At 70.3% G+C, this 26,745-nt stretch carries 38 protein-coding genes; 25 read left to right on the top strand and 13 right to left on the bottom strand.

The annotated features are described in order from the left end of the window. Positions 1–3: 3 nt before the first annotated feature. From SRB5_RS26055 to SRB5_RS26030, 6 genes are all read right to left on the bottom strand, one after another. Positions 4–1,191, bottom strand: a complete 1,188-nt coding sequence (locus tag SRB5_RS26055) for a cytochrome P450 family protein (protein WP_153455861.1) — start codon at positions 1,189–1,191, stop codon at positions 4–6. Next, positions 1,188–1,808 (bottom strand): GTP-binding protein, encoded by a 621-nt coding sequence (locus SRB5_RS26050; protein WP_153455860.1) that lies wholly within the window; start codon positions 1,806–1,808, stop codon positions 1,188–1,190. Before SRB5_RS26050 ends, SRB5_RS26055 begins: the two co-directional genes overlap by 4 nt. Continuing rightward, positions 1,786–2,112, bottom strand: a complete 327-nt coding sequence (locus tag SRB5_RS26045) for a DUF742 domain-containing protein (RefSeq protein ID WP_153455885.1) — start codon at positions 2,110–2,112, stop codon at positions 1,786–1,788. Before SRB5_RS26045 ends, SRB5_RS26050 begins: the two co-directional genes overlap by 23 nt. A gap of 23 nt (positions 2,113–2,135) precedes the next feature. Beyond that, positions 2,136–2,555: a roadblock/LC7 domain-containing protein gene (locus SRB5_RS26040; protein WP_153455859.1), complete on the bottom strand. Its 420-nt coding sequence runs from the start codon at positions 2,553–2,555 to the stop codon at positions 2,136–2,138. Positions 2,556–2,557: 2 nt separating this feature from the next. Beyond that, complete coding sequence (locus SRB5_RS26035) at positions 2,558–3,682, bottom strand: ATP-binding protein (RefSeq protein WP_228390450.1); 1,125 nt, start codon at positions 3,680–3,682, stop codon at positions 2,558–2,560. Between the two features lie 197 nt (positions 3,683–3,879). Then, positions 3,880–4,731 (bottom strand): arylamine N-acetyltransferase family protein, encoded by an 852-nt coding sequence (locus SRB5_RS26030; RefSeq protein ID WP_323378475.1) that lies wholly within the window; start codon positions 4,729–4,731, stop codon positions 3,880–3,882. A gap of 114 nt (positions 4,732–4,845) precedes the next feature. Here SRB5_RS26030 and SRB5_RS26025 point away from each other — a divergent pair, with 114 nt between their 5' ends. Further along, on the top strand, positions 4,846–5,238 hold the full coding sequence (locus tag SRB5_RS26025; RefSeq protein WP_153455858.1) for a DUF302 domain-containing protein: 393 nt from the start codon (positions 4,846–4,848) through the stop codon (positions 5,236–5,238). A gap of 84 nt (positions 5,239–5,322) precedes the next feature. Continuing rightward, positions 5,323–5,487, top strand: a complete 165-nt coding sequence (locus tag SRB5_RS35955) for a hypothetical protein (RefSeq protein ID WP_194293033.1) — start codon at positions 5,323–5,325, stop codon at positions 5,485–5,487. Positions 5,488–5,517: 30 nt separating this feature from the next. On the opposite strand, the gene SRB5_RS26020 is transcribed toward SRB5_RS35955, so the two are convergent. Both SRB5_RS26020 and SRB5_RS26015 read right to left on the bottom strand, forming a co-directional pair. Continuing rightward, positions 5,518–5,709 carry a hypothetical protein gene (locus SRB5_RS26020; protein ID WP_153455857.1) on the bottom strand — a complete coding sequence of 64 codons (192 nt, stop codon included), beginning with the start codon at positions 5,707–5,709 and terminating at the stop codon, positions 5,518–5,520. Positions 5,710–5,723: 14 nt separating this feature from the next. Continuing rightward, positions 5,724–6,572: a helix-turn-helix domain-containing protein gene (locus SRB5_RS26015; RefSeq protein ID WP_153455856.1), complete on the bottom strand. Its 849-nt coding sequence runs from the start codon at positions 6,570–6,572 to the stop codon at positions 5,724–5,726. 288 nt (positions 6,573–6,860) lie between these two features. On the opposite strand from SRB5_RS26015, the gene SRB5_RS26010 reads away from it, so the two are divergent. From SRB5_RS26010 to SRB5_RS26000, 3 genes are read left to right on the top strand one after another with little or no spacing between them, the layout of a single operon-like run. Beyond that, positions 6,861–7,484, top strand: a complete 624-nt coding sequence (locus tag SRB5_RS26010; protein ID WP_228390449.1) for an ATP-binding protein — start codon at positions 6,861–6,863, stop codon at positions 7,482–7,484. A 22-nt stretch (positions 7,485–7,506) separates the two neighbouring features. Then, the gene (locus tag SRB5_RS26005) at positions 7,507–7,986 is read left to right on the top strand and encodes a YxiG-like protein (RefSeq protein WP_153455855.1); all 480 of its coding nucleotides are present in this window, start codon (positions 7,507–7,509) and stop codon (positions 7,984–7,986) included. Positions 7,987–8,024: 38 nt separating this feature from the next. After that, a complete protein-coding gene (locus tag SRB5_RS26000) occupies positions 8,025–8,591 on the top strand; it encodes an SMI1/KNR4 family protein (protein WP_153455854.1) in 567 nt (188 codons plus the stop codon). Here SRB5_RS26000 and SRB5_RS25995 read toward each other — a convergent pair whose 3' ends face one another. Continuing rightward, the gene (locus SRB5_RS25995) at positions 8,592–9,620 is read right to left on the bottom strand and encodes an aldo/keto reductase (protein WP_153455853.1); all 1,029 of its coding nucleotides are present in this window, start codon (positions 9,618–9,620) and stop codon (positions 8,592–8,594) included. A 100-nt stretch (positions 9,621–9,720) separates the two neighbouring features. Between SRB5_RS25995 and SRB5_RS25990 the strand changes: the two genes are divergently transcribed. Next, positions 9,721–10,641, top strand: a complete 921-nt coding sequence (locus SRB5_RS25990) for an AraC family transcriptional regulator (protein WP_153455852.1) — start codon at positions 9,721–9,723, stop codon at positions 10,639–10,641. Positions 10,642–10,880: 239 nt separating this feature from the next. Here SRB5_RS25990 and SRB5_RS25985 read toward each other — a convergent pair whose 3' ends face one another. Both SRB5_RS25985 and SRB5_RS25980 read right to left on the bottom strand, forming a co-directional pair. Continuing rightward, positions 10,881–11,279 carry a PIN domain-containing protein gene (locus SRB5_RS25985; protein ID WP_323378473.1) on the bottom strand — a complete coding sequence of 133 codons (399 nt, stop codon included), beginning with the start codon at positions 11,277–11,279 and terminating at the stop codon, positions 10,881–10,883. Then, positions 11,276–11,554: a hypothetical protein gene (locus SRB5_RS25980; protein WP_153455851.1), complete on the bottom strand. Its 279-nt coding sequence runs from the start codon at positions 11,552–11,554 to the stop codon at positions 11,276–11,278. Before SRB5_RS25980 ends, SRB5_RS25985 begins: the two co-directional genes overlap by 4 nt. 215 nt (positions 11,555–11,769) lie before the next feature. Here SRB5_RS25980 and SRB5_RS25975 point away from each other — a divergent pair, with 215 nt between their 5' ends. The 3 genes from SRB5_RS25975 to SRB5_RS25965 all read left to right on the top strand — a co-directional run bounded on the left by SRB5_RS25975 (position 11,770) and on the right by SRB5_RS25965 (position 14,486). Beyond that, positions 11,770–12,855 (top strand): beta family protein, encoded by a 1,086-nt coding sequence (locus tag SRB5_RS25975; protein ID WP_153455850.1) that lies wholly within the window; start codon positions 11,770–11,772, stop codon positions 12,853–12,855. Positions 12,856–13,452: 597 nt separating this feature from the next. Then, positions 13,453–13,896, top strand: a complete 444-nt coding sequence (locus tag SRB5_RS25970; RefSeq protein WP_153455849.1) for a GntR family transcriptional regulator — start codon at positions 13,453–13,455, stop codon at positions 13,894–13,896. An 11-nt stretch (positions 13,897–13,907) separates the two neighbouring features. Further along, positions 13,908–14,486 (top strand): HD domain-containing protein, encoded by a 579-nt coding sequence (locus tag SRB5_RS25965; RefSeq protein ID WP_153455848.1) that lies wholly within the window; start codon positions 13,908–13,910, stop codon positions 14,484–14,486. Here SRB5_RS25965 and SRB5_RS25960 read toward each other — a convergent pair. Then, positions 14,474–14,947, bottom strand: a complete 474-nt coding sequence (locus tag SRB5_RS25960; RefSeq protein ID WP_153455847.1) for an NUDIX domain-containing protein — start codon at positions 14,945–14,947, stop codon at positions 14,474–14,476. The genes SRB5_RS25965 and SRB5_RS25960 overlap by 13 nt on opposite strands. Further along, positions 14,947–15,714 carry a helix-turn-helix domain-containing protein gene (locus SRB5_RS25955; protein ID WP_153455846.1) on the bottom strand — a complete coding sequence of 256 codons (768 nt, stop codon included), beginning with the start codon at positions 15,712–15,714 and terminating at the stop codon, positions 14,947–14,949. Before SRB5_RS25955 ends, SRB5_RS25960 begins: the two co-directional genes overlap by 1 nt. Positions 15,715–16,491: 777 nt before the next feature. Here SRB5_RS25955 and SRB5_RS25950 point away from each other — a divergent pair. The 16 genes from SRB5_RS25950 (at position 16,492) to SRB5_RS25880 (ending at position 26,674) form a co-directional block, all read left to right on the top strand. Next, positions 16,492–16,698 (top strand): hypothetical protein, encoded by a 207-nt coding sequence (locus SRB5_RS25950; protein ID WP_153455845.1) that lies wholly within the window; start codon positions 16,492–16,494, stop codon positions 16,696–16,698. 6 nt (positions 16,699–16,704) lie between these two features. Then, a complete protein-coding gene (locus tag SRB5_RS25945) occupies positions 16,705–17,025 on the top strand; it encodes a hypothetical protein (protein WP_153455844.1) in 321 nt (106 codons plus the stop codon). 3 nt (positions 17,026–17,028) lie between these two features. After that, positions 17,029–17,220 carry a hypothetical protein gene (locus SRB5_RS35950; RefSeq protein WP_194293032.1) on the top strand — a complete coding sequence of 64 codons (192 nt, stop codon included), beginning with the start codon at positions 17,029–17,031 and terminating at the stop codon, positions 17,218–17,220. 90 nt (positions 17,221–17,310) lie between these two features. Beyond that, positions 17,311–17,691, top strand: a complete 381-nt coding sequence (locus SRB5_RS25940; protein ID WP_153455843.1) for a RapZ C-terminal domain-containing protein — start codon at positions 17,311–17,313, stop codon at positions 17,689–17,691. Between the two features lie 111 nt (positions 17,692–17,802). Then, positions 17,803–17,982: a hypothetical protein gene (locus SRB5_RS25935; protein ID WP_153455842.1), complete on the top strand. Its 180-nt coding sequence runs from the start codon at positions 17,803–17,805 to the stop codon at positions 17,980–17,982. A gap of 132 nt (positions 17,983–18,114) precedes the next feature. Continuing rightward, positions 18,115–18,342, top strand: coding sequence for a hypothetical protein (locus SRB5_RS25930; RefSeq protein WP_153455841.1), 228 nt, complete (start codon positions 18,115–18,117; stop codon positions 18,340–18,342). A gap of 129 nt (positions 18,343–18,471) precedes the next feature. Further along, on the top strand, positions 18,472–19,242 hold the full coding sequence (locus SRB5_RS25925) for a DUF4097 family beta strand repeat-containing protein (RefSeq protein WP_153455840.1): 771 nt from the start codon (positions 18,472–18,474) through the stop codon (positions 19,240–19,242). A 102-nt stretch (positions 19,243–19,344) separates the two neighbouring features. Continuing rightward, complete coding sequence (locus tag SRB5_RS25920; RefSeq protein WP_153455839.1) at positions 19,345–19,680, top strand: hypothetical protein; 336 nt, start codon at positions 19,345–19,347, stop codon at positions 19,678–19,680. A 77-nt stretch (positions 19,681–19,757) separates the two neighbouring features. Continuing rightward, entirely contained in the window at positions 19,758–19,937 is a 180-nt protein-coding gene (locus tag SRB5_RS25915) for a hypothetical protein (protein WP_153455838.1), read from the top strand. A gap of 78 nt (positions 19,938–20,015) precedes the next feature. Next, positions 20,016–20,435, top strand: coding sequence for an NUDIX domain-containing protein (locus SRB5_RS25910; protein ID WP_153455837.1), 420 nt, complete (start codon positions 20,016–20,018; stop codon positions 20,433–20,435). 172 nt (positions 20,436–20,607) lie between these two features. Further along, positions 20,608–20,904, top strand: a complete 297-nt coding sequence (locus SRB5_RS25905; protein WP_153455836.1) for a hypothetical protein — start codon at positions 20,608–20,610, stop codon at positions 20,902–20,904. After that, a complete protein-coding gene (locus SRB5_RS25900) occupies positions 20,901–21,908 on the top strand; it encodes a DUF2637 domain-containing protein (protein WP_153455835.1) in 1,008 nt (335 codons plus the stop codon). The genes SRB5_RS25905 and SRB5_RS25900 overlap by 4 nt, the downstream gene beginning before the upstream one ends. After that, complete coding sequence (locus tag SRB5_RS25895) at positions 21,905–23,413, top strand: DNA cytosine methyltransferase (protein WP_153455834.1); 1,509 nt, start codon at positions 21,905–21,907, stop codon at positions 23,411–23,413. Before SRB5_RS25900 ends, SRB5_RS25895 begins: the two co-directional genes overlap by 4 nt. Beyond that, positions 23,413–23,781 carry an RRQRL motif-containing zinc-binding protein gene (locus SRB5_RS25890; RefSeq protein WP_153455833.1) on the top strand — a complete coding sequence of 123 codons (369 nt, stop codon included), beginning with the start codon at positions 23,413–23,415 and terminating at the stop codon, positions 23,779–23,781. The genes SRB5_RS25895 and SRB5_RS25890 overlap by 1 nt, the downstream gene beginning before the upstream one ends. Before the next feature lie 38 nt (positions 23,782–23,819). Then, positions 23,820–24,191, top strand: a complete 372-nt coding sequence (locus tag SRB5_RS25885; RefSeq protein ID WP_153455832.1) for a hypothetical protein — start codon at positions 23,820–23,822, stop codon at positions 24,189–24,191. A gap of 164 nt (positions 24,192–24,355) precedes the next feature. Then, complete coding sequence (locus SRB5_RS25880; protein ID WP_323378471.1) at positions 24,356–26,674, top strand: cell division protein FtsK; 2,319 nt, start codon at positions 24,356–24,358, stop codon at positions 26,672–26,674. Positions 26,675–26,745: the final 71 nt, after the last annotated feature.

Here is a 26,745-nt window from a genome sequence, read left to right as displayed (position 1 = left end):
CCGTCAGAAGACGACCGGCAGCTCCCGCAGCGCCCGGTGGAAGGGCCCCGGCCGCCAGTGCAGCTCGTCGGCCGGGACGGCGAGGTCCATCTCCGGGATGGCGTCGAGGAGATGACTGACCGCGGTCTCCGCGATGAGATACGCGTGCGACCGCGCCGGACACGCGTGCGGCCCCGTACTCCACGCCAGATGGGCACGGTTGCCCGTCATCGCCTCCGGCGACACGCCCCGGGTGAGCTCGGGATCGTTGTTGCAGCCCGCCATGGAGATCATCACCGGCTGATGGGCCGGCAGCAGCACCCCGTCGACGTCCACCGGATACGGGGGATAGCTGAGGCAGTACGCGGCCATCGGCGGGTCCGTGTACAGCACCGTGTCCAGCGCGTCCCGCACCGTGCGGCGCCCCGCGTGCAGGGAGTCGGAGAACTCCTCGTCGGTGAGGATCTTCAGCTGGGTGTTGGTGATCAGATTGGCCAGCGGCTCCAGCCCCGCGCCGAAGAGCGTGATGACCTGGTGGATCATCTCCTCGTCCGTCAGCGCCGTCGGATGGGCCAGCATCACGGACGTCATGTCCTCGCCCGGCTCCTTGCGCCGCAGCGTGACATGCTCGCCCAGCGCCTCGTGCAGGATCATCGCGCCGTGCCCGGAGTCCTCCGGGCTGATCGCGTCGAAGATCCGCGCCATCCCGTCCGCGATCCGCACCAGCAGCTCGTCGGGGCAGCCCAGCACCGTACCCAGCACCTGGAACACCATCGGCTTCGCGTACTGCGCCCGCAGATCCGCCCGCCCGTCCGCCCGGAACCCGGCGACCGTCTCCTGGGCCGAGCGCTCCACCAGCCCCCGCAGCGCGTGCTGGTCGATCGTGTTGATGCCCGCGACGTTGACCGAGCGGTAGCGCGTGTGGTCGGTGCCGGCCGACCGCAGCGCCTGCGGCCGCCACTGCGTCATCGGCAGGATCGGCGTCGTCGGGTCGACGCCCTTCTGCCACTCCCGCGGGTCCGCGGGGAACCGCAGCGGGTCGTTGAGGATGCGCAGCGCCTGCGCGTACCCGATCACCAGCGTCGCGGGCACGCCCGGCGCCAGCTCCACCGGTACGAGCGGCCCGTACGCCCGGCGCATCCGGGTGTACGTGCCGTGCGGGTCGGCGGCGAACGCCTCGCCGTACAGGGCGAACCGGTCGGGGACGGTCATGGCTGGGGCTCCAGGGGTTCGGGCGTCCGTCTCCCGGCGAGGAACTCCGCGAGCGTGATCAGGGCGTACAGGGAGGAGGTGCGGTCCCGCGCGTCGCACGTGGTCAGCGGGGTCTCCGGGTCCAGGGCGAGGGCCTCGCGGATCTCCGTGAGGTCGTAACCGGGCGCGTCGGGGAAGACGTTGATGCCGACCATGTACGGGATGCCCTGCTCCTCCAGCAGCCCCAGGGCGTCGTGGCTGGCGTCCAGGTCCCGGGTGTCGGCCAGGACCAGGCACCCCAGGGCGCCCTCCGCGAGGTCGTCCCACAGGGGGCGGAAGCGGGTCTGGCCGGGGAGGCCGAAGAGGTACAGGGCGAGGGTGCCGTCCACCAGATGGATCCGGCCGAAGTCCATGCCCACGGTCGTCGTGCTCTTCGCGGGTGTGCCGTTCAGGTCGTCGACGCCGACGCTCTCCTCCGTGATCGGCTCCTCCATCCGCAGCGGCTCGACCTCGGACACGCTGCCGATGAAGGTCGTCTTCCCGACCCCGAAGCCGCCGGCGACCACGATCTTGGCGGACGTGGTCACCGTGTCCGGCACGTAGGAGACGGCCTGGCTAGACAAGTTCGCGGAGTCCATGGAGAACCTTCTGCAGGGTGGTGTGTTCCGGCCGGTCGGCCGCCGCGGCGACCGTCGCGGCCAGATGGCCGGAGTCGATCAGGGACGAGACGAGGATCCGGACGGTGGAGGGCGGCAGCTCCAGCGCGGCCGCGATGTCCGCGACCGCCAGCCCCCCGCGGCCCGCCGCGAACAGCCGCATCACCCGCCGGGCGTCGGGGGACAGCCCGGCGACGGGACCGGTCGCGGCGACGACCACACTCTCCGGACGTACGTCCGCGTGCGCCTGGATCTGGCCCCCGGTACGGACGTAGGGCCGGATCATGTCCGGGTCGCGCCGCGGACCCGTCACGACACCCCGCCCCCGTTCGCCGGCCGCCGCTCCTCCACGCCGAGCTGCTCGCCGAGCCGGATCGCCAGGGCCGCCATGTGCCGGCTGATCAGGCCGATGTCGGCGTGCGGGCCGGTGGTGCAGACGGACAGCATGGTGTTCTGGCCGGCGGCGGTCGTCAGCCCGATGTTCGACACGCATTCGATGAGCTGCTGGCGGATGCCCTCGCCGCCGGTGAACTCGTTCCACGCCCGGCCCGCCGCGCGCAGGGACGCGGTCAGGGCGGCCAGCTTCTCGCCGTCCTCCTGGCCGATGGTCTTCGTACGGGCCTTCAGCAGCCCGTCGCCGCTCATCAGCACGGCGTACCGGACGCCCTCGACAGAGCCGAGCTGCTCGTCCAGGAGCCAGCCCAGGGTGTTGGCGCGAGTGTCCGACATGGTCAGTGCCCTTCTTCCGTGCTGGGGTCGGTCTGCGGGGTCTCCCGGCCCAGCCGGCTCCCCGCCATCCAGGCCGCGGCCACCTCCGGCGTGCCCGGGGTCACCGGCGCCGGGGCGGGCGCGGGACGGGCGGCCGGCGCGGGGCGGGCGGCGCGCTTGCGTACCTTGAGGCCGCTGGCGGTGGTGGGCTCCGGTCCCTTCGGCGCGGGAGGCTCCGGGGGCGCCTGCGTCACCGTGCGGCCGGCGGGCTGCTGGGGCTGGGGGGCGGTCGTCAGCAGGTCGTTCGGGAGCACCAGGACCGCCCGGGTGCCGCCGTAGATGTTCGGCGCCTGGACGTCGACGCGGAAGCCGTACTCGTCGGCCAGCAGCGCCGCCACCCGCAGTCCCGTCTGCGGGTACGCGCCGAGGCGGGTGATGTCGGCGCGGTGCTCGCCGGACATCACCTCGTGCGCCCAGGTCAGCCGCTCGTCCTCCATCCGCAGCCCCGCGTCGTCGACCACCAGGATCGCGGCCTTCGCGCCGTGCTCCAGGGACACATGGACGGTGGAGTTGGGCGGGGAGTACCGCAGCGCGTTGTCCAGGAGCACCGCGAGCGCGTGGATCACGGCCTCCACGGCCCGGCTCTCCACGGAGATCTCCTCCATGTCCGGGTGCTTGACGCGCTGATAGCCCTCGACCCGGCCCATCGCGGAGCGGACGAGGTCGGTCAGCCGGGTCGTGGGCCAGCGGCGGGACAGCCGGTCGCCGGCCAGCACGGCGTAACCGGAGGCCGTCAGCAGCATCTGCTGGGCGACGTGGTCGATCTCGACGAGGGTCGCGTACGCCTCGTCGGACACATGGCGCCGGACACCCGCGCTGATCGACGAGCTGAGCTTGGACGCCCGCTGCACGGTGCTGGTGGCGAAGGCCCGTACCGCGGCCCGCGCCACGTTCACCGACTCCCGGCGCGCCTCGTCGACCCGCTCCCGGGAGGACCGTTTCTCCTGGGCCAGCCGTTCTTCGTGCTCGGCCGCCTGCCGCCGCGCCTTTGCCCGGACCCGTTCGGTCACACGGCGTTGACGTACGGCACTCCCGACACCGGCCGCCGCCAGTGCGAGCGCGACGGCCGTCACTATCAGCTCGATCATCAGTTCCTCGGAGGGGTCGCACGGGTGGCGCGGGTCCTGAATGGGCTGGTGACCGATGATGGCATTACGTGTCTGGTTCATGTAGCGGAATGACACACGCGGATCATTCTCGCGACCGGTTCCTTGTCAGTAACCGGTCATCTGTACAGGTCAATTACCCGGATACGGTCACGCTCCCCCGAGGCCGTCCCGTACCGTCACAGACCCGCCCGTGACGGGACCGAACGCTCCCACTCCTCGTGCGCGGTACGTACCTTTCGCCACAGCCGTTCCCGCGCCGGGGCGTCGAGGTCCGAGAGGTCGAGGCGGAACACGCCGGCGAGCACGTCGTACCACTCGCCGGGATCGCCGACCGTCCGCTCGTCCGTCCCCCCGCCGTGGATCCGGCGCACCACGCAGCCCCGCAGCACGTCGACGCCCCTGGCATGGCGGAGCTGGGCGGTGAGCACGCGGACGTAGCCGGAATCGGGGGAGGTGGACAGCGCGGCGTGCTTCTCCCGGAAGGACTCCAGCGCCACGGGCCCGGGCGCGAAGTCCATCGCGAGGAACGTCCCGCGCGGATCGTTGGTGAGCCGCCACCCCCCGGGCTCCGCCACCGACGGCGCCATCCGGTACGTGAACGGGCCCTGGGTGTACGTGCCCTCGCGCAGCGGCAGCGGCTCGTGGATCCCGTCGCCCAGCCCCGTGTCGACGAGCCACCCCTCACCGTCGACCCGCACGGTGAGCGCGAGATGGTTGCCGCCGGCGCCGGCCTCGGCCGCGGCGCTCTCCTGGACGCCGGCGCGGTGGCGGGTCACGTCGTAGCCGAGGGCGGACAGCAGCGCGGCGAAGGCCCCGTTGAGGTGGAAGCAGTAGCCGCCGCGCCCGCGCGCGATCCGCTCGGCGGACTCCGCGGCGCCGATGCCGGCGGGGCGGCCGAGGAAGATGTCGAGGCTCGCGTACGGGACCCGCTCGACGTGTGCCCGGTGCAGCGCCGCCAGCGCCTCGAGGGTGGGGGCGGGCGGGCGGTCCATCCCGAGTACACGCAGGTACGAGTCGACGTCGATCACGGTTTCCCCCGGTGGTTCGAACAGATGACCAGTCTAGGCATCCGTCGGCGTTTGTACCCCGGGGGGTATATTTGAGGGACCGGTGGGGGCCATCGAGAACCGAGGTGAGACTTCATGTCGTACGACCGCACGGTGCAGGCGCGGGGCACGTTCGAGGAGGCGGTGGCCGCCACTCGCGCGGCGCTGGCGGAGCAGGGTTTCGGGGTGCTGACGGAGATCGACGTCCAGGCCACGCTGAAGGCGAAGCTGGACCACGACATGGAGCAGTACCTGATCCTGGGCGCCTGCAACCCGCCACTGGCCCGCCGCGCCCTGGACGCGGACCGCTCGGTCGGCCTCCTCCTCCCGTGCAACGTCGTGGTCCGCGAGACGGGCGACGGGGTGACGGTGCAGGCGATCGACCCGAACACGATGGTCACCCTGACCGGCCTGGCCGCGATGGCGCCGGTGGCCGAGGAGGTCGCGGGGAAGCTGGACGCGGCGCTGGCCGTGGTGGCGGGCGCGTAGCGCTTTGGTTGTATACCCCCGGAGGTATCTTGTAGGCTGCACGCGTACATATACCACCGGGGGTATCAGTAGAGGAGACACCCCATGTGCCAGCGCGTCAAGTGCCGCAGCTGCGGCAAGGCCACGTACCAGGGCTGCGGCAACCACGTCGAGCAGGTCCTGGCGGGCGTCCCCCACTCCCAGCGGTGCACGTGCGCCCCGGCGGAGCGCACGGGGGGCTTCTTCAAGCGCCTCTTCGGCCGCGGCTGACCCGCCCCGCGTCGGGGCTCGGCCGGCCGCCTAGAGCAGGTGGTCGGCTTTGCCGGCCTTGATGTCCTGGATCAGGTTCCGGAGGGCGTCGCGGGTGTCGGTGAGGTAGGTGTCCTCTTGGCCGGCGACTGCTATGTAGGCGTTGCCGTCGGCGTCCGTGCCGATGCGGAAGCAGTTGGAACTCTCCGCGCAGTAGGGCTCTTCCCACGTGATCTCGGGCATGGCGAATTCTCCTGTCAGGCTTTGGTCAGGCCGAGGATGAAGTCTCGGGAGGCGCCGGGACTGAGAGACGATGCGTCCATCCAGTCCAGTTGAGCACGGTACTTGTCGAGTTGTGCAGGGGCGTGCGTGAAGCCGGGCCCATGGGCGGAATCGAGCTGAACGGTGTCAAGCTGGGGCACGGGCCCCGAGGCGTAGCAGAGCGCCTGTCCGGCGCCGGGGAAAGCTCCGGACGAGAAGGGCACCACCCTTACCTCCACCTGGCTCAGTTCGCTCGCCTCGCCCAGATGGGCCAACTGCGCGCGCATGCCCTTGGCCCCGCCGAAGTTGATTCGAAGGGCGGCCTCGTGGATGTACGCCGTGTAGGGGACGGGTTCGGTTCGGTGGAGTATCTGCTGTCGCTGCAGGCGTAGTGCGACGCGAAGCTCGATTTCGTGCTCGGACAGCGTCGGCAGGGCCGCCCTCCCCACCGCTCTGACATAGGCACCGGTCTGCAGCAGGCCGGGAACGTGGAGAAAGGCTCCGGCGCGGATGGAGCGGGCATGCCACTCCAGTTCGATGATGTCGAGCAGGCCTGCCGGAAGCCGGCCTCTGTATGTCTCCCACCAGTCCGGCGTCCGTGGTTCGGCCATGGCGGCGAGAGCCTCGACGTAACGCTCGTTGCCGCATCCGTAGTTCGCGGCGAGTGTCCGTACTCGCTCCGGCGTGATGGCGCGAACTCCTGCCTCGATGTTCGAGATCTTCGTTCTGTCCAGTCCCAGGAGTCGGGCTGCGAATTCGGTCGTCTCGTCGGCATCGTTCCGCATCTTGCGCAGTTCGGCGCCGAGCCGCTTCTGGCGTTCGCTGGGGAGGCTTCTGGGCGGCATGTGCTGATCCTCCTGGTCGGAGAGGGGCGAATGTCTGCTTGCGGCAGTACGGGCCTCGACTGGGGGCAAATCCGTGAACGGGGTGGCAATTGCCACCGCGCATGCCCTACCTTAAGTGACGAGACGCTCACGCACGGCAAGAACGAAGGGCATTGCGCGAACGTGCCCGCTTCCTCCTGCCCTGGGAGGGGCGCGTCCGCGTCAGGGTGACGAGCCACAACTCCGCCGTGTCGCAGAACCGTTCGTACGAGCTATCGCTCACGACCCCAATCGCGCAACGGAGTTGCCATGTCCGAAAACGCCCCCACCCCTCTCCGACCCATCCCCGGCACCCCCACAGCCAGACGCCGCACCCCCGACGACGCCCGCACCATCCTCCCCGCCTACGTCCTGGGCTCCCCGTACGCCCTGACCCCCGCGTCCCGCATCACCCAATGCCCCCCACCTCCACCGGACCTCACCGAACCGTCCCCCGCCCACCTCACCTACGCCCTGACCCTCCCTTCAGCGGCCGGCACCCCGCAGATCGCCCAGGAGGCGGCGGAATCCATCCTCGACGTACACGGAGTCGAGGAACCGCTCCTCGTCCCGATGCTGGCCCTCATCCACGAACTGACCCTCCACGCCTGCCGCTTCACGGGCGCCGGGGACATGGTCCACCTCGTCCTCCGCGGCACCCCCGAAACCCTCCAGGCCCTCGCCCACGACACCCACGCCCCGCACACCCACCCCCGCCTCGCGGACCAGTGCACGGAACGCCGCCGGGTCTCCCTCGCGGTGTTCCGCGACCTCTCCGCGCAACACCACGCCGACTGGGGCTTCACCCCCGCCCCGCCCCCGGCCACGGGCATGTGCACCTGGACGACGCTCACCCGGGCCCCGTACGAAGCGGTCGCGGAAGAGGCGGCGTGAGCGGACGGGGTACAACTGCCCCATGGACGCCGCAGCGCTGGAACTGGCCCTGGACGAGCTGTTCGACCAGGCGCTGGTCCACCACGGATACACCGACTACATGCGCGACTACGAACTGATCGCGTACCTGACTTCAGACCCCCGCACCGGCATCGCGCCGACGCACCGGCGCTTCCTCTTCCGGAACTGCGTGGAGGCCACCTGCCGCTCGACGGTGCACCCCGACACGTGGCAGGTCTCCCTGGACGACCGTCTGACCACCCACGAAACGGCGGCGGACCTCGACGGCTTCGTCTGGGGCGTCAGATGGCAGGTCCTCTACCCGGGCGCCTCGATCGTCCCCAACTCGGCACCGGCGACCCGCTGGTCGCAGGCGATCGGCCTGGACTTCCACGAGGTACGCGTCGAGACGAACGCCCACGACCTCACCCTCGTCTTCTCCGACCTCACGGTGACGGACGTGCCCCTGGGGTATACCCCGTTCACCGTGACAGGGGGCTGACGTGCCTCGCGCACCGTCGGACCTGGCACGCTGGCGCCATGACCGACGATCTGATCGGCACCCAGACCCCGTCCCGCCGCATTACCGACCCGCAGGAGGCGGTCGCCGAACTCGAGCGAGCCGTTCCGGGACTCAGTGAGCTCCGCAGACCGGAGCCGGCCGCCATCGGCTGGCCCGTACTGGAGGACGGCCTGGGGACCGCGCTCCCCGGCGACTTCAAGCATCTCGCGGAGCGGTACGTGCCCTTCGTGCTGGGGGACTTCCTGGGAGTGGGCCTTCCTGACCCGGGGGAGGAGCATGAACTCCTCCGTGGCATCCGGGCCGATCTGGAAGGAGTCCTTCAGGAGTACGGCGAGGAGATCGGCCTGCGCCCCCATCCCGCACCCGGCGGCCTCCTCCCCTGGGCGGAGTCGAACGAGGGCGACCAGTTCCTCTGGAGCACGATGGGCTCCGACCCGCACCAGTGGCTCGTCACCATCGCCTCCCGCAACGGAGGCTGGTGGCAGTACGACGGCGGCGCCGTCCAGTTCCTGGCCGAGTACTGCGCCGGCACCCTGGACCCCTGGGCACTGCCCCCGATCGACCCGGTGGCCACCCCGTGGTGATCAGGCCGCCGACCGCTCCCCCTCCGGCCGCCGCCGCAGCGCCGCGTCGAGGATCGCCGGCGGCTGGTACGCCATGTCCAGCGTCCCGACGTCCGTCCCCGGGGGCACGATCTTGTCGATCCGGTCCAGCACCGCGTCGTCGATCACCGCGTCCTCCCCCGCCAGCAGATCCTCGAGCTGCTCCATCGTCCGCGGCCCGATCAGCGCGGACGTGACCCCCGGGTGGCTGACGGCGAACGCCATCGCCAGGTGCGTCAGCGACAGGCCCGCCTCGTCCGCGAGGGGGATCAGCTGCTCCACGGCGTCCAGGCGCCGATCGTCCGCGAGGTGCCGGAAGCCGTACTGCGAGCGGTGTGTCGTGGCCGTCTCCCCCTTCCGGTAGCGCCCGGTCAGCATGCCGCCGGCCAGCGGGGACCAGACGAGGGTGCCCATGCCGTACTCCTGTGCGACCGGAAGGACCTCGCGTTCGATCCCCCGGTTGAGGATCGAGTAGACGGGCTGCTCGGTACGCGGCCGCGCCAGCCCCCGCCGCTCGGCCACCCAGTGGGCCCGTACGATCTCCGAGGCCGGCAGCGAGGACGTCCCGAACGCGCGGATCTTCCCGGCGCGCTGCAGGTCGGTGAGCGCGGAAAGGGTCTCCTCGACATCGGTGTCGGTGTCCGGCCGGTGCACCTGGTAGAGGTCGACGTAATCCGTCCCGAGCCGCCGCAGCGACCCCTCCAGCGCCCGCGTCAGCCAGCTGCGGGACGCCCCCTGCTGATTGGGCCCGTCCCCCATCGGCAGCCGCGCCTTCGTCGCGAGTACGACGTCGTCCCGCCGCCCCTTCAGCGCCTTGCCGACGATCTCCTCCGACTCCCCGCGGGAGTAGGCGTCGGCGGTGTCCACGAAGTTGATCCCGGCGTCGAGCGCCCGGTGGATGATCCGTACGGACTCGTCGTGATCGGGATTGCCGATGGCGCCGAACATCATGGCGCCCAGGGCGTAGGGGCTGACCTTGATGCCGGTCCGGCCGAGGTTGCGGTAGCGCATGGGAACTCCTTGCTCCGTCGTCGGTACGTACCCAGCCTGCGCCCTCCATCCCGTACTCTGAATAGTTGTCCGTCCGTATAACTTGCGCGAGAGTACGAGCATGGCAATCGACCGACTGTCCCAGGTCTTCGACCTCATCCAGGTACGAGGCGTCCTGACCGGCGGCGTCGCGGCCCGCGGCGGCTGGTGGTCGCGCGGCCCGCTGGCGGATCCGGTGAAGTTCTTCGCGATGGTGAGCGGCAGCGCCCGCCTGTCGACGAACGGCGTCGACCACCCGATCACCCTCGAGCCGGGCGACGTGGCGATCCTGACCGGCCGCTCCCACATCGCCCTGGAGTCCGGCGCGGAACCCCGCCACGAGGTCCGCCCGGAGTCCGACTTCTCCGCGCCCCCGTTCCTCGGCGCGGACCACACGGACGACGTCCTGATCGGCGGCTGCATCGACATCAACGAGGCCGGCCGCGCGGTCCTCCTCGACGCGCTCCCCCCACTCGCCCACGTCCGGGCCTCGGACGCGGAGCCCCTCCGCGCCGACCTGGAACGCCTCTTCACCGAGGCCTCCACCGACCGCCTGGGCTCGGCGTTCGCGGTCCGCCAGTACGGCCAACTGCTCCTCCTGGACGTCCTGCGCGCGTACATCGCCCAGACCGACCTCCCCCCGGGCTGGCTCCGCCTCCTCACGGACGACCGCCTCCGCCCGGCGGTGGACCTGATCCGCGCGGACCCGGGCCACCCCTGGACCCTCCCCGAACTGGCCACGGCGACAGCGATGTCCCGCACGACCTTCGCGGAACGCTTCCGCGAAACCGCGGGTATGCCCCCACTGACGTTCCTGGGCCACTGGCGGATGCTCCTGGCCCAACGCGCCCTGCGTGATGCCGACACCCGCGTCGCCACGCTGGCCACGACGCTGGGCTACGGCTCGGAGAGCGCGTTCAGCACGGCGTTCAAGCGCGTGGTGGGCGAGGCCCCTCGGCGCTATCGCAGCCGGGTGCGAGAGGAGGCCGTCCAGGCTGGCTGACCTACGACAGCGGAGGGCGGGGGTCCGGATCGGGCACCCGTCCCGGCCTGAGACTCCAGGAAGTGACGCGCCACCGAGAAGAAGCGGTCTGCTTGTTCGATCTGGATCCGGTGGCCCGCTGCGGGAACACGTGGAGCTGACTGTTCGGGATGTTGTCAGCCACGAGGCGCGGGACCTCGGCGCGGTTGGCCTTGGCGACACGGTCGACGGCAATCTCGCCGAGCATGCCGTTCGCGCAGTCAGAGCCTTACGACCACGACCCGGTCGCCGCAGAGCTTGCGCATGTCGTCCTCGTCGGAGGTGAAGATCGTGACGCGTCCCGGCTGCCGCAGGGCCACGGCGGCCAGGACGGCGTCGATGGCGTACTTGTGGCCGTGAAGCCCGGCATCCTGGAGGAGGTCGATGGCGGCGTCGGCGACCTGCTCGGTGACGGGCTCGACGCGCAGCCGCGACAGCGCCCAGCGCCATGCCGGCCGGTGGAGCTTGGCGTGGTAAGCCTCGACGAGGGTCATCGACGTGGTGACGACGGGGATGTCCGCCCGGTCCGCGTCCTTGATACGCGCACCCATCCGCCGGTCACCGCGCACCCACTGGGACAGCCCCTCGCTGTCGAGCAGATAGACCTGCTCGACGCTCACGCGGCAGCCCCGTGCGGGTCGGCAGCCTGCCCCTCGCGCTCGGCGTGAGCCCGCTCGATCTCCCGGCGCTCGGACTCCGCCTCGGCCAGTTCCTCCGCCGTGACGGCTCCGTATTCGCCCTCCCACCAGCCGACGGCCTCATGCAGCCGCTCCCGCTCGCGCTGCCGCTCCACGGCCTGCGTGACGTACCGGCTGAAGCCCCCGGGACCGACCTCGGAGCGGATCTCCTCAGCCAGCTCCTCCGGCAGCGTCACGGTGTACTTCTTCGTTGCCATACCGCCGACCATACCGCCGGGGCGACTGATCCGCCACCACGAGCAGTCGCGCCCGAAGAGGAGAAACCCTCCCGATTCCGGGCGGCTGGAATGCGAAGTAATCCCCTCATGGCCGGAAAGGCTCCGTATCGCCGGTCGCGGGCTGTAGGTCACCCTTCTACCGAGGGTGGTTCGTTCACACGGCGACGCGGCGGTCGACGGGGGGAACTGCGGTGGTGGATCCGGTCTACGTGCCCTTCCTGCCGACAAGACGCGATGCCTGGCAAGCGTACGAGCAGCTGGACCCCCGCGTCCGCAGGCGCATCGCCCCCTTGTGGACGTTCGTGCCACGTACCGGCCCCGAGCGCTCTCGCGGAGCGGGATCCGGGTTCGATACCGAGGAAAGTCCCACGCTCTTCGGCCGATGGCTCACACGGTGCATCGACGCCGTTCTCGAAGCGTCGTCCACTTCCGTCGGCTGGGTAGATGCCACGCACGTCGAGCGATTCATCGAGGCCTCCGCGAACGGATTGTGGCGCCTGGCGACCGGAAGCCCCCTGCGGCTTGTCACCGGCCCGGAGCGGGACCACGGACTCCAGCGGTACACCGCGGATCTCGCCCTGCTCAGTGGGCGCGGCCTGGGGGTCCGCATCCTGCTGGACACGCTGCCCGAGGAATCATGTTCGACCGAACTCCTCGAACTCGTGGACCGGGTCCGGCTGCCTCCGTCGCAACTCGACCTCCTCCTCGACCTCGGGCCAGTGACGGACACGGCTGACGCCGGCAAGATCGCGCTGTCAGCGCTCGACCTTCTCGCCGGGCTACGGCCCTGGCGCACGGTGGTGCTCGCTGCAGGGGCCTTCCCGCGTAGGGTTCCCTCCTTTGCCGGCGGCCCGCCGCTCGTCGTCCCCCGCCACGACTGGCTTGCACACCGTCTGGTCCGCAATTCGCGCCCGGAATTCCGGGGCCACCTGCTCTACGGCGATTACTCGGCCGAACACGCCCTGAGCGCCAACATCCCGTCCATCCGGCGGCCTGGGCCGCCATGGGGCCTGATGCGTTACACCGCTCCCGACGCCTTCCTGGTAGCCCCGGCCCCTACCCGTGCCCCGCGCCGCAGCGAGCGGGTCCGGGCCGTCGCCCGTCGGATTGCCGAGGCGGAGATCTTCCGCCGGGGCGGGAGCGAAGGCGAGCGCTGGCTCGAAGCCTGCGCGTACGGCACGGGCTCGGCGGGCACGGGCAATGCGGAGACTTGGATCCGTGTCGGCCATATCCAGCACATGAGCTTCGCCGTCGCACAGCTGACCGGCGACGAGGAGTGACGTGAGTGTGGCCGGGTTGCGGGACTCGTCGTCGGCGGCACGTAGAGTCTGCGACTCGCCGTGGGGACGTCTTTGGGGAACACGCATGCCGAACAGCCGTATCCGGTGCCCCAACTCCTCGCGGCGGAAGGCGAATCGCGAACGGAATGACGAAGGGCCCGGTGAATAATCACCGAGCCCTCTGTCATCTGTCGGGGTGGCGGGATTTGAACCCACGACCTCTTCGTCCCGAATAACGTGCGGGAAGATCGCTGACCAGGTGACTTGGGTGTCCGTGCAGGTCAGGGGCTTGGTCTGCGTTGGTCAACGTGGGCGCCGAACGGCGCGGTTTTCTTGATCCACTCCCCGTTCACTCCCCGCGGCTCCACCGTTTATCAGGGGAACCTGCATCATCGGGTGCAACGGCCGGGGGCGGTAGCTTTTCAGTGGGCCGACTGTACGGGGTCTGACCAGGGCGTCACCCGTGCCATCCACTCCTTGGGGACGCCTGGGGGAACAGGGCGCTTGAGGCCGCAGCCGGGGGCTGGAAGAGGGCACTCGCTCGCCGGGTTCTCCCTGTGTCAGGCTGGCAGTGAATCCGAAGCTGAAGGAGTCCGGATGGTGGCAACCAGTCCGCGAGGCACGTTCCGGTCGATCGCCGAGGAACTGCGCGGTGAGCTGACAGGGGAGGGCGCCATTGAGCGCGTTCCGCCCGAGAGTGAGCTGAGCGCTCGGTTTGGCGTGGCGCGCGGCACTGTGCGGAAGGCTCTTGCCGTACTGCGGGATGAGGGTCTGATCGAGCCTGTTCACGGCCTGGGCTGGAGGAGGACCGCAGGAGCCGACCGTCGGCCGCTGGTCGAGCGGATCGAAGCCGTCATCCGGGCGGACATGAAGCCGGGCGATGTCTTCCTGTCCGAGGCGAAACTCTGTGAGCGTCTTGGAGCCTCCCGGGTGGCCGTGCGCAGTGCGGTTGCGCAGCTGGAGGGGCGTGGACTTCTGGAAGCGCGGCCCGGGAAGCCTCGTCTTGTGCGTGCTCTGCCAGACAAGACTTCGGAATCGTAGGAAGGAACCCCATGTCCCTGATCACCTGGGCATACAAGCTGTCCGAGGACACACTTGCTGAACCCCTGCCGCGTCGATGGGCGCACGTTCAGGGCGTCGCTCGCCGGGCGCGAGAGCTGCGACCGCTGTTCTCCGAGAGGGACGCTGAGGTGCTGGAAGCGGCGGCAGTACTGCACGACATTGGGTACGCGCCGGCGCTGGCCACCACGGGGTTCCACCCGCTGGATGGGGCCCGGTTCCTGCGGGACCAGGTGCAAGCCGATGAGCGGGTGGTCAGCCTCGTGGCGCACCACTCGTTCGCTCTGCTCGAGGCTGAGGAGCGGGGGTTGCGCGACGAGCTGGAGACCGAGTTCGACTTGGAGCGGCCGGAGCTGGTCGACGCCATGGTGTTCTGCGACATGACGACAACGCCGGACGGGTGCGTCACCAGCATCCGTGCCCGGGTCAGCGAGATCCAGGACCGCTATGGCCCCGGGGAACTGGTGACTCGGTTCATCAAGCGTGCCACTCCGGGCATCCATGCGGCTGCGGACCGTGTGGAAGCACGGCTTGCCGCGACACGTGCGGTCGCGATCGCTCAGCCGATGTAGGGCTCTGTCCGCGATTCGTCCAAACCGTGCTCGATCCGGAGCCGTATAGACGGGTGAACATTGAGCTTGTCCAGGTCCGCCGGGGAAACCCAGCGGACCTCCTTTGATTCCGCGCTGGTGCGCAGTTCTCCCCCGACCGGCCGCGCGCGGAAGCAGATCGAGAACTGTTGGCGAACTTCTCCATCGTCGTACTTCATGACGTGCTGCGGGCTTGTGTACGTTCCCACCAGGCTTTCCACGGCGACCTTGATACCAGTCTCCTCTTCGACCTCCCGTACCACGGTTTCAGAAATAGACTCGCCCGCATCGTGGCCGCCGCCTGGAATTGCCCACAGATCATTGTCTGTGCGGTGAATCATGAGTAGATCGCCCCCGTCGTTGCGTACGACAGCCGTGACGGATGGAACGACCGAGTTCGGCGCTGGAGCGTCCGGGTCGTGGTAATAGTCAATCCTGGCCATCAGAGATTCGCTCCCAGGTCAGTAGGTGAGGTGATGCGGCGCGAGACTTCCCAGGTGCGCTCAATGCTCTCCGCATATGCGTCGAAGAGTTCTCCGCCCGGTACCCGCTGGATATGCAGCACGGGGGCCATGTAGGCGCCGACGCCGTACAGGTGGCCGTTCGCCAGTAACTGGTCATCTGCTCGATAGAGCGAGTTGTAGAGCGTTGTGCTGTGCAGACGAAACTCCACTCCGGGCAGACGGAACAGTGATGCGTAATTCAGGAGCGCGTTTCGAATCTTGCTGGCCATGGCCTGCCCGATTCCTTCATCCTCTCCGCGTTGGGCAACAGCCGCACAGTCGGGATCGCCGAGCATGAATCGCACGGGCACGCCGGCCGCCGACTTCTCCTTGACTACCTGATGGAATGCGGCGTCTTCCGTGAGCCAGAATCCGGAATAGACCAGAACGTCGAAATGTCCGCGTGCCTGGGCGTAGAGCTTCGGCCACAGATTGTGCGGGACGACGGAGCGGTGCGGATAGAGCTTCAGGAGTTCCGCATTCCCTGCTTCGGTGACCTGAGCCGACGTGGACTCATCTGACCAGAGGTAGGACACCTCCGCGCCGAGGAGTGACGACAGGGCGTACTGGAACCGGCGGTACGGCTTTCGCCCCTCGGTGTTGATCCAGCGTTCGACGGTCTTGGGATCGACGCCGATCCGCTCCGCCACCGCTTCCATCGTCAGGCCGGCCGCGACGATCGCGCCCCGTAACCGCTCGTTGGCCATCGACTTCCTCCCCATAGCTGGGACGAGTTGGGACGACTTGAACGTACCCGAGGACGTCCCGAGCCGTACAGCAGTCGTCCGGCCAGTGCGTCTGCTGTCTCGCCTGTTCACCCGAAGCTACTTACGTAACGCAGACGAGTGACCGGCTCGCCAATCCATCGAAGCGGGTTGACACGGCGCCATCACTCACTGCACAGTGTTGAACATGTAATACAGGTACAGCATCCTGGAAGGGGTGCTTACCGCTTGCTTGACCTGCATAAATCACAACTCAACAGCGTGATCCACCGCAGCATGGCGACCGTGACAGCGCCGGTCGGGGCGAGTGGAGACCAGCCGATCGAGATCGGGCCCGTGTCACAACCGGGCCCCACCCAACGGGGACACGCAGTCGGCTTTAAAGAACCGCGTGGCCGACATTCACGCCGCGACGCGCTCCGGGAACCAGACCTCCCCGGGGTCAGCGGCACCACGCGAGTAGGAGGTCTGACGCAACACCTCTCCGCTTCCGCAGCCTGCTGGCTGCGGCGGCTGCCTCTCCGGCCCGACCGGGCGCCGCTTTGCGGTGTCGTGTTCGGGCCGGGGCGCGGGGAGCCGGAGCGGTTCCGTACGAATGCGGGCCCGGTGCTGGAACACCGGGCCCGCCGACAGGTCCCTGAAGAGGAGGAGCCTGACGTGTTCACGAGTCTGACAGATCAGGAGCGCGAGGAGCTTTCGCGGAAGCTCAAGGAGAAGAACCGGCAGTCGTCCGACAACCGCGGTCGGAGGTAGTCGGTGATGAGCTGGTTCAGCGGAAGCAGCGAGCAGCCGGCGGAGGCGTTCGCGGCTGAGGAGCAGCACCGGGCGGGCGGTTTGGCGTCGCGGATCGTGGCGATCTCTTCTGATCCGGGTCACCCGTCCCAGGGATCGCTGCCGTACTACCGGGAGGCGTACCAGGACGCGTCGCAGAACGCGGCCACCCACACCTCCCAGCCGGGTCGGTGAGCGGCCGTGACGAGTCCTGTTGCCGCGCCTCTGCCTGATTTCCCGGCGGAACATCCGTTCTGGCAGGTGTACGAGCTGGGGCGGATCGTTGGCGGGCTTCGCGACGGTGAGTCCGTCGTGGTCGACGGCCGGAAGCTCACCTACGTCTCGCCGCCGATGTCGGATGCGCTGGATGGCTACCGGTGGGCGTCTCGGTGGAGCCGCCGTCTGTCCGGGCAGGCCGCTTCGGGCGCCGACTTCGAGCGGTTGCTGTTCCTTCAGGACGTGATGGGCGCGTGCCGGTGTCGGCTTGCCGATGCCGGTCTGGTCCATCTGCTGGAGGGCTGAGCCGTGGCCAGGTGGAGGAACGAGGTCGAGGGCGGCGCCGGCCGCACGAGCGACAACCGCGGCCCCACGCCGGACCGCGCCTGGCAGAGCACCGGGCCCGGTGAGCGCACCTTCAACGGGCTCACCCCAACCCCTTCCGTCCGTCAGGGCGAGGACTCCCGCATGCACCGACGCGCACGAGTCACCGCCAGCTGACCCCTTTCAGCCCCGGACCAGGCGTGATGCCGCCGGATCGGATCCGGCCCGGGGCACCGGACAACCTCCTACACCACCTTGGAGTGCCTGATGGCTGCTGTTGAGATCGTTTCGTTCGGCTACCTGCACGACGCCCCGCCCGTGGCTCACCTCACGATCGACCTGCGCCAGCACTTCCGGGACCCGCACGTCAAGCCGGAACTGCGCTACATGACCGCCCGGGACGAACCGGTCCGCGCGGCGGTGCTCGGCACGCCCGGCATCACCGACCTGGTGGCCGCGACCGCCGCGGCCGTGGCCGCGTTCGCGTCGGGTCCCAGCGCGGGGACGGTGACCGTCGCCGACGGATGCGCGGGCGGCCGGCACCGGGCACCCACCTTCGCGCTGGCGCTCGCCGAGCGGCTGTGTGCCGAAGGCCACCGGGTGACCGTCGTCCACCGCGACATCGACAAGGACGTCGTGCAGCGCTGACCCGTCCACCCCCACCCCCAGTCCCGGCCCGGCCGATTCAGGGCCTGCGCCTCAACCGCAGGCCGGGGCACGTCCGCACCCCGCGGCATCTCACCGACAAGGAGACGCACCATGGCGTGGTTCAACAAGGCTTCCGACAGCGACCTCGCACAGAGCATGGACCTGGCCGTCCACTGCGCCAGGACCGCCCGCGAGGAAGGCAACCACGAGCGCGAAGCCGCCTTCCACGAGGACCTCAACGGAATGATCGAAGAGGCCACCAGCCGGGGCTGGAAGCAGGGCCGGAACTGACGTCAGCCACACTCCCGCAGCTCAGTCGGCCCCGGACCCGCCGCAAGCGCGGGTGCCGTGACGACGCCGGATCGAATCCGGCCCGGGGCACTCCGGCCACCACCGGCCGGGTTTTGTTCGAAGGAGCAGGCAATGGCCCGCAAGAACATCATCATCACCGGCGACTACACCGGCGACATCGCCGAAACGGTCATCACCGGCAGCTCGGGCACGGTCGCCCTGCACGGCGACATCTACATCGGCGAATCCGTCCACGACGACCAGAGCGCCGCCGGCAACACGTACTCCGGCGACGGGGTGACCGTCATCAAGGGCGGCAACACCGGCGGCGTTTCCCGCACGTTCGGCCGCCGCAGCTAACGCCCCGCCCACACCGCCGCCCGCCTGGTGGCGGCAGCCCCGGCATCCCGCCGCGAGGGCGCCCGATCGGATCGGGCCCGGGGCACGCACCCTCACCGACCTGCCTCTTCGTCTTCCGGGAGTTCGACCATGACCGAGCGCGTCTTTGATTCCAACGCTTCCGGCCCGATCGTGCTGGGCCTGTCGCTGCCGGAGGGCAGCGTCCGGGTCCAGGTCGTCGAGGGCCTGACCAGCGCCCGCGTGGTGCTGCGCACCACTGACAAGACGGGGCCTGCGGCCGACGCGGTCAACCGGGCCCGCAGCGAGCAGAACGGGCAGGCCCTGGGCATCGAGGTGCCGGAGATGCCCGGCAACGTGATGATGCAGAGCCGGCGCGGCAACCACTTCGTGCAGAACATCGGCGTGGTCCGCGGCTCGGTGACCGGCGTGACCATCGTCAACGGCCGGGTCGTCTCCGGCGGCACGGGCACCATGCAGGCCGTCAGCCCGATCGAGGCCATCGTGTCCCTGCCCACCGGATCGTCCTTAGGGGTCACCGGAACGTCCACGGACGCCGAGGTGTTCGGCTACGTCGACCAGATGGAGTTCCGCTCCGTCTCCGGCGCCCTGGATGCCGACGGGGTGCGCCGGCTCACCGCCGACACCACCTCCGGCCACATCGGCGTCGGCCGGATCACCGGCCAGATCTCCGCCCACTCGGTCTCCGGAAGCATCGACGTGGGCCTGTACGACGGCAGCAGCGCCACCCTGAACACCACCTCGGGGTCCGTCGGGATGCAGGCCACCAGCGCCGCCTCCGGCCACGTCAGCGCACACAGCGTCTCGGGCAGCATCCGCCTGACCGGCACCAGCCACCTGAGCGTGTCCGCCGACAGCGTCTCCGGCCGCGTCCGCCGCTGAACCTCTCGCACCACAGCCCCGGCGACCAGCCGCGAGGACGCCCGATCGGATCGGGCCCGGGGCACGCACCGACCCACTGACCTGATCAAAGGGGAGACCGTCATGTCCGATGACCGCGTGTACACCGGCGGCGAGCGAACGCGCCGCGCCAGCCTGCTCCTGCGTGGTGCCCGGCGGGCCGTGGCCGGCGCCGACACGTCCGGGGTGGACCGGCAGATCGACCGGATCGACGCCCGTGCCGAGCAGCGCTGGGACGACGAGGCGAACGCTCACGCCCGCCAGGTCCAAGACGCCCGCGCGTCCCTCGCGTCGGCGAAGGCCACGGAGCGGGCCGCGTCGAACGGCGACCGCCGCCAGGCCCAACGGGACCGCAAGGACGCGCAGAAGGCCCTGAACCGGGCCGAGGGCGCCGCCCGCCGCTTCGGTCTGCGGTTCTGACGGCTGCCCGCGTCGCCCACCCCTGGTGGGCGGCAAGGGGAGTCGGGACAGACCCGGCCCCGCGAGAGGAGAACCCCATGTCCGGACGCTACGCGGCTGACCGTGTTGAGGGCGCCATCCGTCAGGTCCTGAACGCCGGAGGCACCACGGAGGAGGCCCTGGCCGCAGGTCGTGCCGAGGGCGAGCGGCACTCGACCGGTGACCTGCTGGGTGCGCGCACCGAGCTGGCCCGCGACATCGCCCGCGGCGAGCGCTGACGGCTGCCTGTCCGCCCCGGGCCTGTCCCCGGGGCGGACGGAGAGCCGGGACAGACCCGGCCCGGAGGGAGAACGCCCATGAGCGAGCCCGAGAGCATCCGCTACACCGCCGACGTGGTGACCGTCACCGGTGACGGCCGTCTGCTGCTGATCGAGCGGGGCTGGGACCCGTTCGAGGGCCGCTGGGCTTTGCCCGGTGGTCATGTCGACCCGGGGGAGACGAGCCGTGCGGCGGCTGCCCGGGAGCTGGAGGAGGAGACCGGGGTGCGCGTCGTCCCGGAGGAACTGCGTCAGATCGGCGTGTGGGACCAGCCGGGCCGTGACCCGCGCGGCCGGTACGTCACGGTCGCTTACCTGGCGGTCGTGCCCGCCGACACGGCGGCCGTGGCCGGTGACGACGCCCGTACGGCGCGCTGGTGGTCGCCCGAGGGCCTGCCGCCGCTGGCGTTCGACCACGCCGACATCATCGCCGCGACCCTGGGTCTCCCCGGCGAGTAGCACCACAGCCCCGGCAACCAGCCGCGAGGGCGCCCGATCGACCCGGGCCCGGGGCACTCCACCCCCCGCCGCGTTCGCGGTGGGGGTTCCACCTTCAACGGCGTGCACCCCCGGAGGGCCAACTCCGGGGGTGCTGTTGGGCCGTTGCCACCTGACTAGGGAGAACCGACCCATGAAGACCATTGTTGCCGGTCGCCGGGCTGATACGCCCACCGACTTCGCCGAGCTGGCGCTGGGCACCCCGCCGGAGTTGTGGCTGGGCGTGGAGGGCGAGAGCGCCGAAGAGCGCGCCGCCCGCCTGGATGCGGCGCGGGACATCCTCGCCGATGACCCGGGGATGACGGACGAGCTGGTCCGTCTGGCCGCCGAGGCCATCGAGGCGAGCGCGCCGGAGCTGTTCAACATTGTCCCGCTGGTTCGTCCGGCAGCACGCCGCCGCCGTGGCACCCGGGCGGGGGTGGCGGCATGAGCACCGAGACACCGCCGACGCCCGCCGTACCGGGGTCGGTGCCGCGCCTGTCGCGCCCTGAGCAGGGGCTGGCCGGTGTGGGTGCGCTGTCCGCCGCGGGGGTGGGTGCGCTGGGGCTGGTGTCCTCGTTCGACGCCGTCTCGGAGGCCGCTCTTCGGTGGGGGTTCGCGCAGCCGTGGATGCTGCCGGTCGGCATCGACATCGCGATCCCGGTGTTCACGGTGGCCAATCTGCTGCTGATCCGGATGGACATGGCGCTGGGCTGGGTGCGGTTCGTTCCGTGGGTGCTCACGCTGGTGACGTGTTCGCTGAACGTCGCGGCCGGTCACTCGCTGGCGGCGAAGCTCGCGCACGGCATCATGCCGCTGCTGTGGGTGGTGTTCTCCGAGGTCGGCGCCCACATCTACGCCACCCGGATCGGCGCCGTCACGGGACGGCGGATGGAGAAGGTCCGCGCCTCCCGCTGGCTGCTGGCGTTCCCGTCGACGTTCGCGCTGTGGCGGCGGATGACGCTGTGGGAGGTCACCTCCTACCGGGAGGCCCTGGAGCTGGAGAAACAGCGTCTGCTGGCCCGCGCCCAGCTGCGTGAGCAGTACGGCCGCCAGTGGCGCCGGCGCACCCCGCGTCGTGAACGCGTCCTGCTGAAGTTCGGGGAGTTCACCCCCGCCGACCCCGCTGACGACGACACGACCGTCCCGCTCCCACACGACCAGGAGCAGGACCGGGAGGTTCCCAAGGCGCCGCGTAAGCGCGCCGCGCGCGGCAAGGGCAAGACCGCCGCCTCGCAGCGGACCCCGGCCGAACTGCTCGAGCAGGCACGTGAGGCCACCGAGGACTGGGACGACGGGCAGATCAACGCCGAGGCGCTGCGCAAGGAGCTGCACTGCGGTGCCGTCCCTGCCCGCGCGGTGCGCGACGCGCTGCTCGCGGAACGGGCCGACGGCCGACGGCTGCACCCGGTCAACACCGACGACACCGAGGACGGACAGGAGTCGGCGGCATGAGTGTGACGTTTACGGATCTGTTCTGCGGGGCCGGTGGTTCGTCCACCGGTCTCGTTGCTGCGGGGATGGATTTACGGCTTGCCGCGAATCACTGGGCGAGGGCGATCGAGACCCACGCGGCGAACCACCCGGACGCGGATCATCTGTGTGCGGACATCGACCACTACGACATGCGGCGTCTGCCCGCCACGGATGTGCTGTGGGCGTCGCCGATCTGCACGGAGTTGTCCCCGGCCGGGGGGCGTAAGCGCACGAAGGTGTCCGCCGGGCAGATGTCCCTGCTGGAGGAAGGGCCCGTGGCCTCGGGCGGTTTCGAGCGGACCAGGGCCACGTTCTGGGACGTGATCCGGGCGACCGAGGTGCACCGGTATCCGGTGGTGCTGATCGAGAACGTGGCGGAGGCGGCGGACTGGGTGCTGTTCGACGTGTGGCTGTCGGGCATGCGGACCTTGGGCTATCGCCCCCAGTTCGTGTCGGTGTCCTCCGCGCACGTCGGCGGGACGGGCAACCTGCCCGCACCGCAGTGGCGGGACCGCATCTACGTCGTCCTGACCCGCGAGGGAATCCCGCTGCCCGACGTCGAGCCGCGCCCCCTCGCCTGGTGCGAGGGATGCGGGCAGGACGTGGCCGCAGTGCAGTCGTGGAAACGCCCGGACGCGCGCCGCCTGGGTAAGTACCGCCAGCAGTACGTGTACCGATGCCCCAACGGGGCCTCCTGCCGCCACCAGGTGGTGGAGCCGTACGTGCGGCCGGCGGCCGACATCATCGACTGGTCGGACCTCGGGGTACGCATCGCGGACCGCCCGCAGCACAAACTGCCGCCGCTGGCCGCGAACACGCTGCACCGGATCCGTACCGGGCTGGCGATGCTGGGCGAGCGGCGCATGGTGCTGACCGTCAACCACTCCGGCCACGACGGACGCCCCGTGCCCGCCGACGCCGCCCCGCTCGCCGCCCGCACCGCGAAAATCGGGGATGCGCTGCTCGTTCCGTCGGGCGGGACGTGGAACACCACCGCCACCAGCACGGGCGAACCCATGCGCACAAGGCTGGCGAACCCCAAGGGGTTCGAGGCCCTGGTCACCCCGCCCTCGGTAGCGGACGACGCGTTCGTGGTGACGCTGCGCCGCAACGCCCAGCCTGCCCCGGTCGCCGCGCCGGTCGACACGGTGACCGCCTCGGGGCGGCACCACTGGCTGGTCGTGCCCTACCGCAACGCGGCCACCAAGACGACCGGGCAGCCCCTGCACGCCCTGTCCACCGTCGACTCTGCCGCGCTCGCCGGACCCGCCCCGGTGCTGGAGGAATGCCGGTACCGGATGATCCAGCCGCGCGAACAGCTCATGGCACAGCGCTTCCCCGCCGACTATGTCGTCCGAGGCAACAAGGGCGAGCAGACCATGCAGGCCGGAAACGCCGTGTCCGTGAACGTCGCCCAGTGGCTCGGAGGACGGGTCATGGACGCCCTCGACAACCGCGCACCCCGAACGCGGGGTGAGGGGTGATGTCGGCGGCGTTCGGCAAGTGCTACGACCCGACCGGCGGGCACTACGGCGTGCCCACCTACCCGTGGAAGTTCGGCCCGCCCGGTCTGGCCACACGTCGCCAGCTCCGCGCCGAGGGGCTGCGCCCCGGCGGGCAGCCGATAGCGGCTCAGGTCATGCGCCAGAACCGGCGCCAGGGCGGCGTGAAGGTCGCCTACCTGTACCGCGTCGACCTGGCGCTGCCGGTGCGGCCGATGACCTCCCGCAAGTGGGGAGCTCTCGCGCTGGCGATGCTCGCCCGCCGCACCTGCCCCGAATGCCGGAAGGACGCCGGGTACTGCATCCCGCGCTGCCTCGGCATGTGCATCCCCTGCGCCTACCCCTCCTGACCCCGCACCACCCGATACCCAACTCTCTGAGGTGAGACATGCCCGAGAACACCACCACGAACGCCGCGCCTCCTGCCGCCCCTGAGCCCCTGACCATCGTCTGGCGGACCGAGAACGGGGACCGGACCCGGACCGTCACGGCGACCAGTCCGGTGCCCGGCCTGTTCGTCTACGAACTCCCCGACGACATGAGCCCGAACAGCCCCTACCGCTGGCGCATCGGCCACCACTCCGGGTACGGCGTTGCCGCCGCGATGTTCGAGGACGACGCCGTACGCGGCGCGCACCGGATCGCCGGCCTCGCAGACTGGGCCGAACAGTCCCCCGCCGAACTCCGCGACCACGTCGACATCGAGGAGCTCTACGACCGACTCGCCCAGGTCTCGTGCGAACACCCCTCCTGGGCCTGACCTCCCCTCGCACCACAGCCCCGGCAACCCGCCGTGAGGGCGCCGGATCGAATCCGGCCCGGGGCACGCACACGATCGACCACCACGCGGGGCCTGGCCGCACAACCACCACAGCCTGCGGCCCGGCCCCTGCCATCCCACCCTGAGAGAGAAGGACACCAGCAGTGAACCACGACGACGACAACGAGGCGGTGCGCCGAGGCATCGCCGACATGGAGGCACTCGCCAACGGCGAGACTCCCGGAGCCGACAGCCGATTCATCCCGCCGCCGACTCGCGAACCGGCACCGATCCGATTCCCCGACCCGTACCCGACCGGTCCGGCCGACCCGGAGACCGACCGGGAGGCCGACGGGTCGGTCATCCGGTGGCCCCGACAGTCGCCCGACCCGTCGGCCCGCGAGTCGGGCGGTGAGTCGGCTCACGAGTCGGGTGGCGAGTCGGCGGACCCGACCGTGGTGCGGTCGGTGGACCAGCCGTCGCCGAAGGATGCCGGGCCGGGGTTCGTGGGCCGGATCGCGGGCGGGCGCCGGCGGGACGTGCTCCCGCCGTGGCTGCGCTCCACGGAGGAACTGCGCACCGCAGCCACGTGGGTGGCCGGCCACTACGCCCACGCCGTGGCCTATCACGCGCTGCGTTCCCCGGTGTACGCCCTGCGTCTGACCTTGCAGGCCCCCGCGGGCACGGCGAAGTTCGTGGGCGCGAGTATGAGGTGGGTGGCGGACCGGGAGGGCGAGCCCGTCCGACTCGCTGCGGTGCGGCGGGAGGACGCGGTCGAGTACCTGAAGCTGTCGCGCCAGCGCGACGGCCGGGTCAAGCTGCGCAGCCTCATCGCGGTGCTCGCGATGTTCGTCGGACTCGGTGCCGCGCTGGCCATCTACGTCCTCACGCCGGAGTGGCTTCAGGCCCTGTCGGTCGGCGCGGTGGTTCTGGCTTTGGGGTCGTTCGGCCGGAGGGCTGATGCCCCGCTGGTGCACCGGGCGGTCGAGCTGCCCAAGGCGACCAAGCTCACTTCGGACATCGTGCTGCGCGCGCTGGGTGCCCTCGGTATTCCGGCGATCAACCAGGCGCAGGGCAAGGGGCGGGACGGGTTCGAGTTCACCGCCCCCATCACCCGCGACGGTCCGGGCTGGCGGGCGCAGGGCAACCTCCCGTACGGGGTGACCGTCACCGACGTCATCGACCGCCGCGACCGCCTCGCCTCCGGGCTGCGCCGGCCGCTGGGCTGTGTGTGGCCCGAGGCGGTGCCGGACGAGCACACCGGGCACATGGTGCTGTGGGTCGGTGACCAGGACATGAACAAGGCGAAGAAGCCCGCCTGGCCGCTGGCCAAGTCCGGCACCGTGGACCTGTTCAAGCCCGTCGCGTTCGGCACCGACCAGCGCGGACGCTGGGTCGAAATCACCCTCATGTACCTGGCCGGGATCATCGGCGCCATCCCGCGTATGGGTAAGACGTTCCTGCTCAGGCTGCTGCTCCTGATCGCCGCGCTGGATCCGCGTGCGGAGCTGCACACCTACGACATGAAGGGCACCGGCGACCTCGATCCGGTCGGCAACGCCGTCTCCCACCGCCACGGCGCGGGGGACGACGACGACACGATCGCCTATGCCATCGCCGATTTCCGCGCCATGCGGGAGGAACTGCGGCGGCGTACCAAGGTGATCCGGTCCCTGCCCCGCGACATCTGCCCGGAGTCCAAGGTGACCTCGGCACTGGCGGACAAGCGGTCGCTGGGGCTGCATCCGATCGTGGTCGGGGTGGATGAGTGCCAGGTGCTGTTCGAGCACCCCGAGTACGGCAAGGAGTTCGAGGAAATCGCCACCGACCTGGTCAAACGCGGTCCCGCGACCGGGATCGTGATGCTCCTGGCCACCCAGCGTCCGGACGCCAAGTCGCTGCCCACCGGCATCTCCGCGAACGCCTCCGCCCGCTGGTGCCTGAAGGTCATGGGCCAGGTCGAGAACGACATGGTCCTCGGCACGTCCGCGTACAAGCGCGGGGTCCGCTCGACCATGTTCGCCTGGGGCGACAAGGGCATCCACTACTTCGTGGGTGAGGGATCCGACGCCAGGATCGTCGCCTCCACCTACGTCGACGCCCCGGGAGCCGAGGCCATCGCCGCCCGCGCACGCAAGGCCCGCGAGAAGGCCGACCTCCTCACCGGCTACGCCGCCGGGGAGGCTGCGGAGGAGACGGTCGAGCCGGGTTACGACCTGCTCGCGGACCTGCTCGCGGTCATCCCGGCCTCGGAGTCCAAGGTGTGGTCGGAGACCGTGGTGGTGCGGCTGGCCGAACTGCGCCCGGAGGTCTACGACGGCTGGGTGCCCGAGACCCTGTCGGCGGCGCTCAAGCCGCGGGGCCTGTCGACGATCCAGGTCGGCCGGCGCCAGGGAGGGAAGGTCGTCAACCGGCGCGGCATCGACCGCTCCCACCTCACCACCGCGATTGCGGAGCGTGACGGAAACCGGGACGCGAGCTGACCCGTGAGGGGCGCTATCGCTAGCGGCAGCACCCGCTAGCGTTAGCGCCCCACTTAGCGCCCCAAACCCCA

The organism is Streptomyces smaragdinus, from assembly GCF_009604385.1.
In the GTDB taxonomy this organism is placed as follows: domain Bacteria; phylum Actinomycetota; class Actinomycetes; order Streptomycetales; family Streptomycetaceae; genus Streptomyces; species Streptomyces smaragdinus.
The sequence above is the reverse complement of the archived record's forward strand: the minus strand, read 5'-3'. Positions and strand labels throughout refer to the sequence as shown.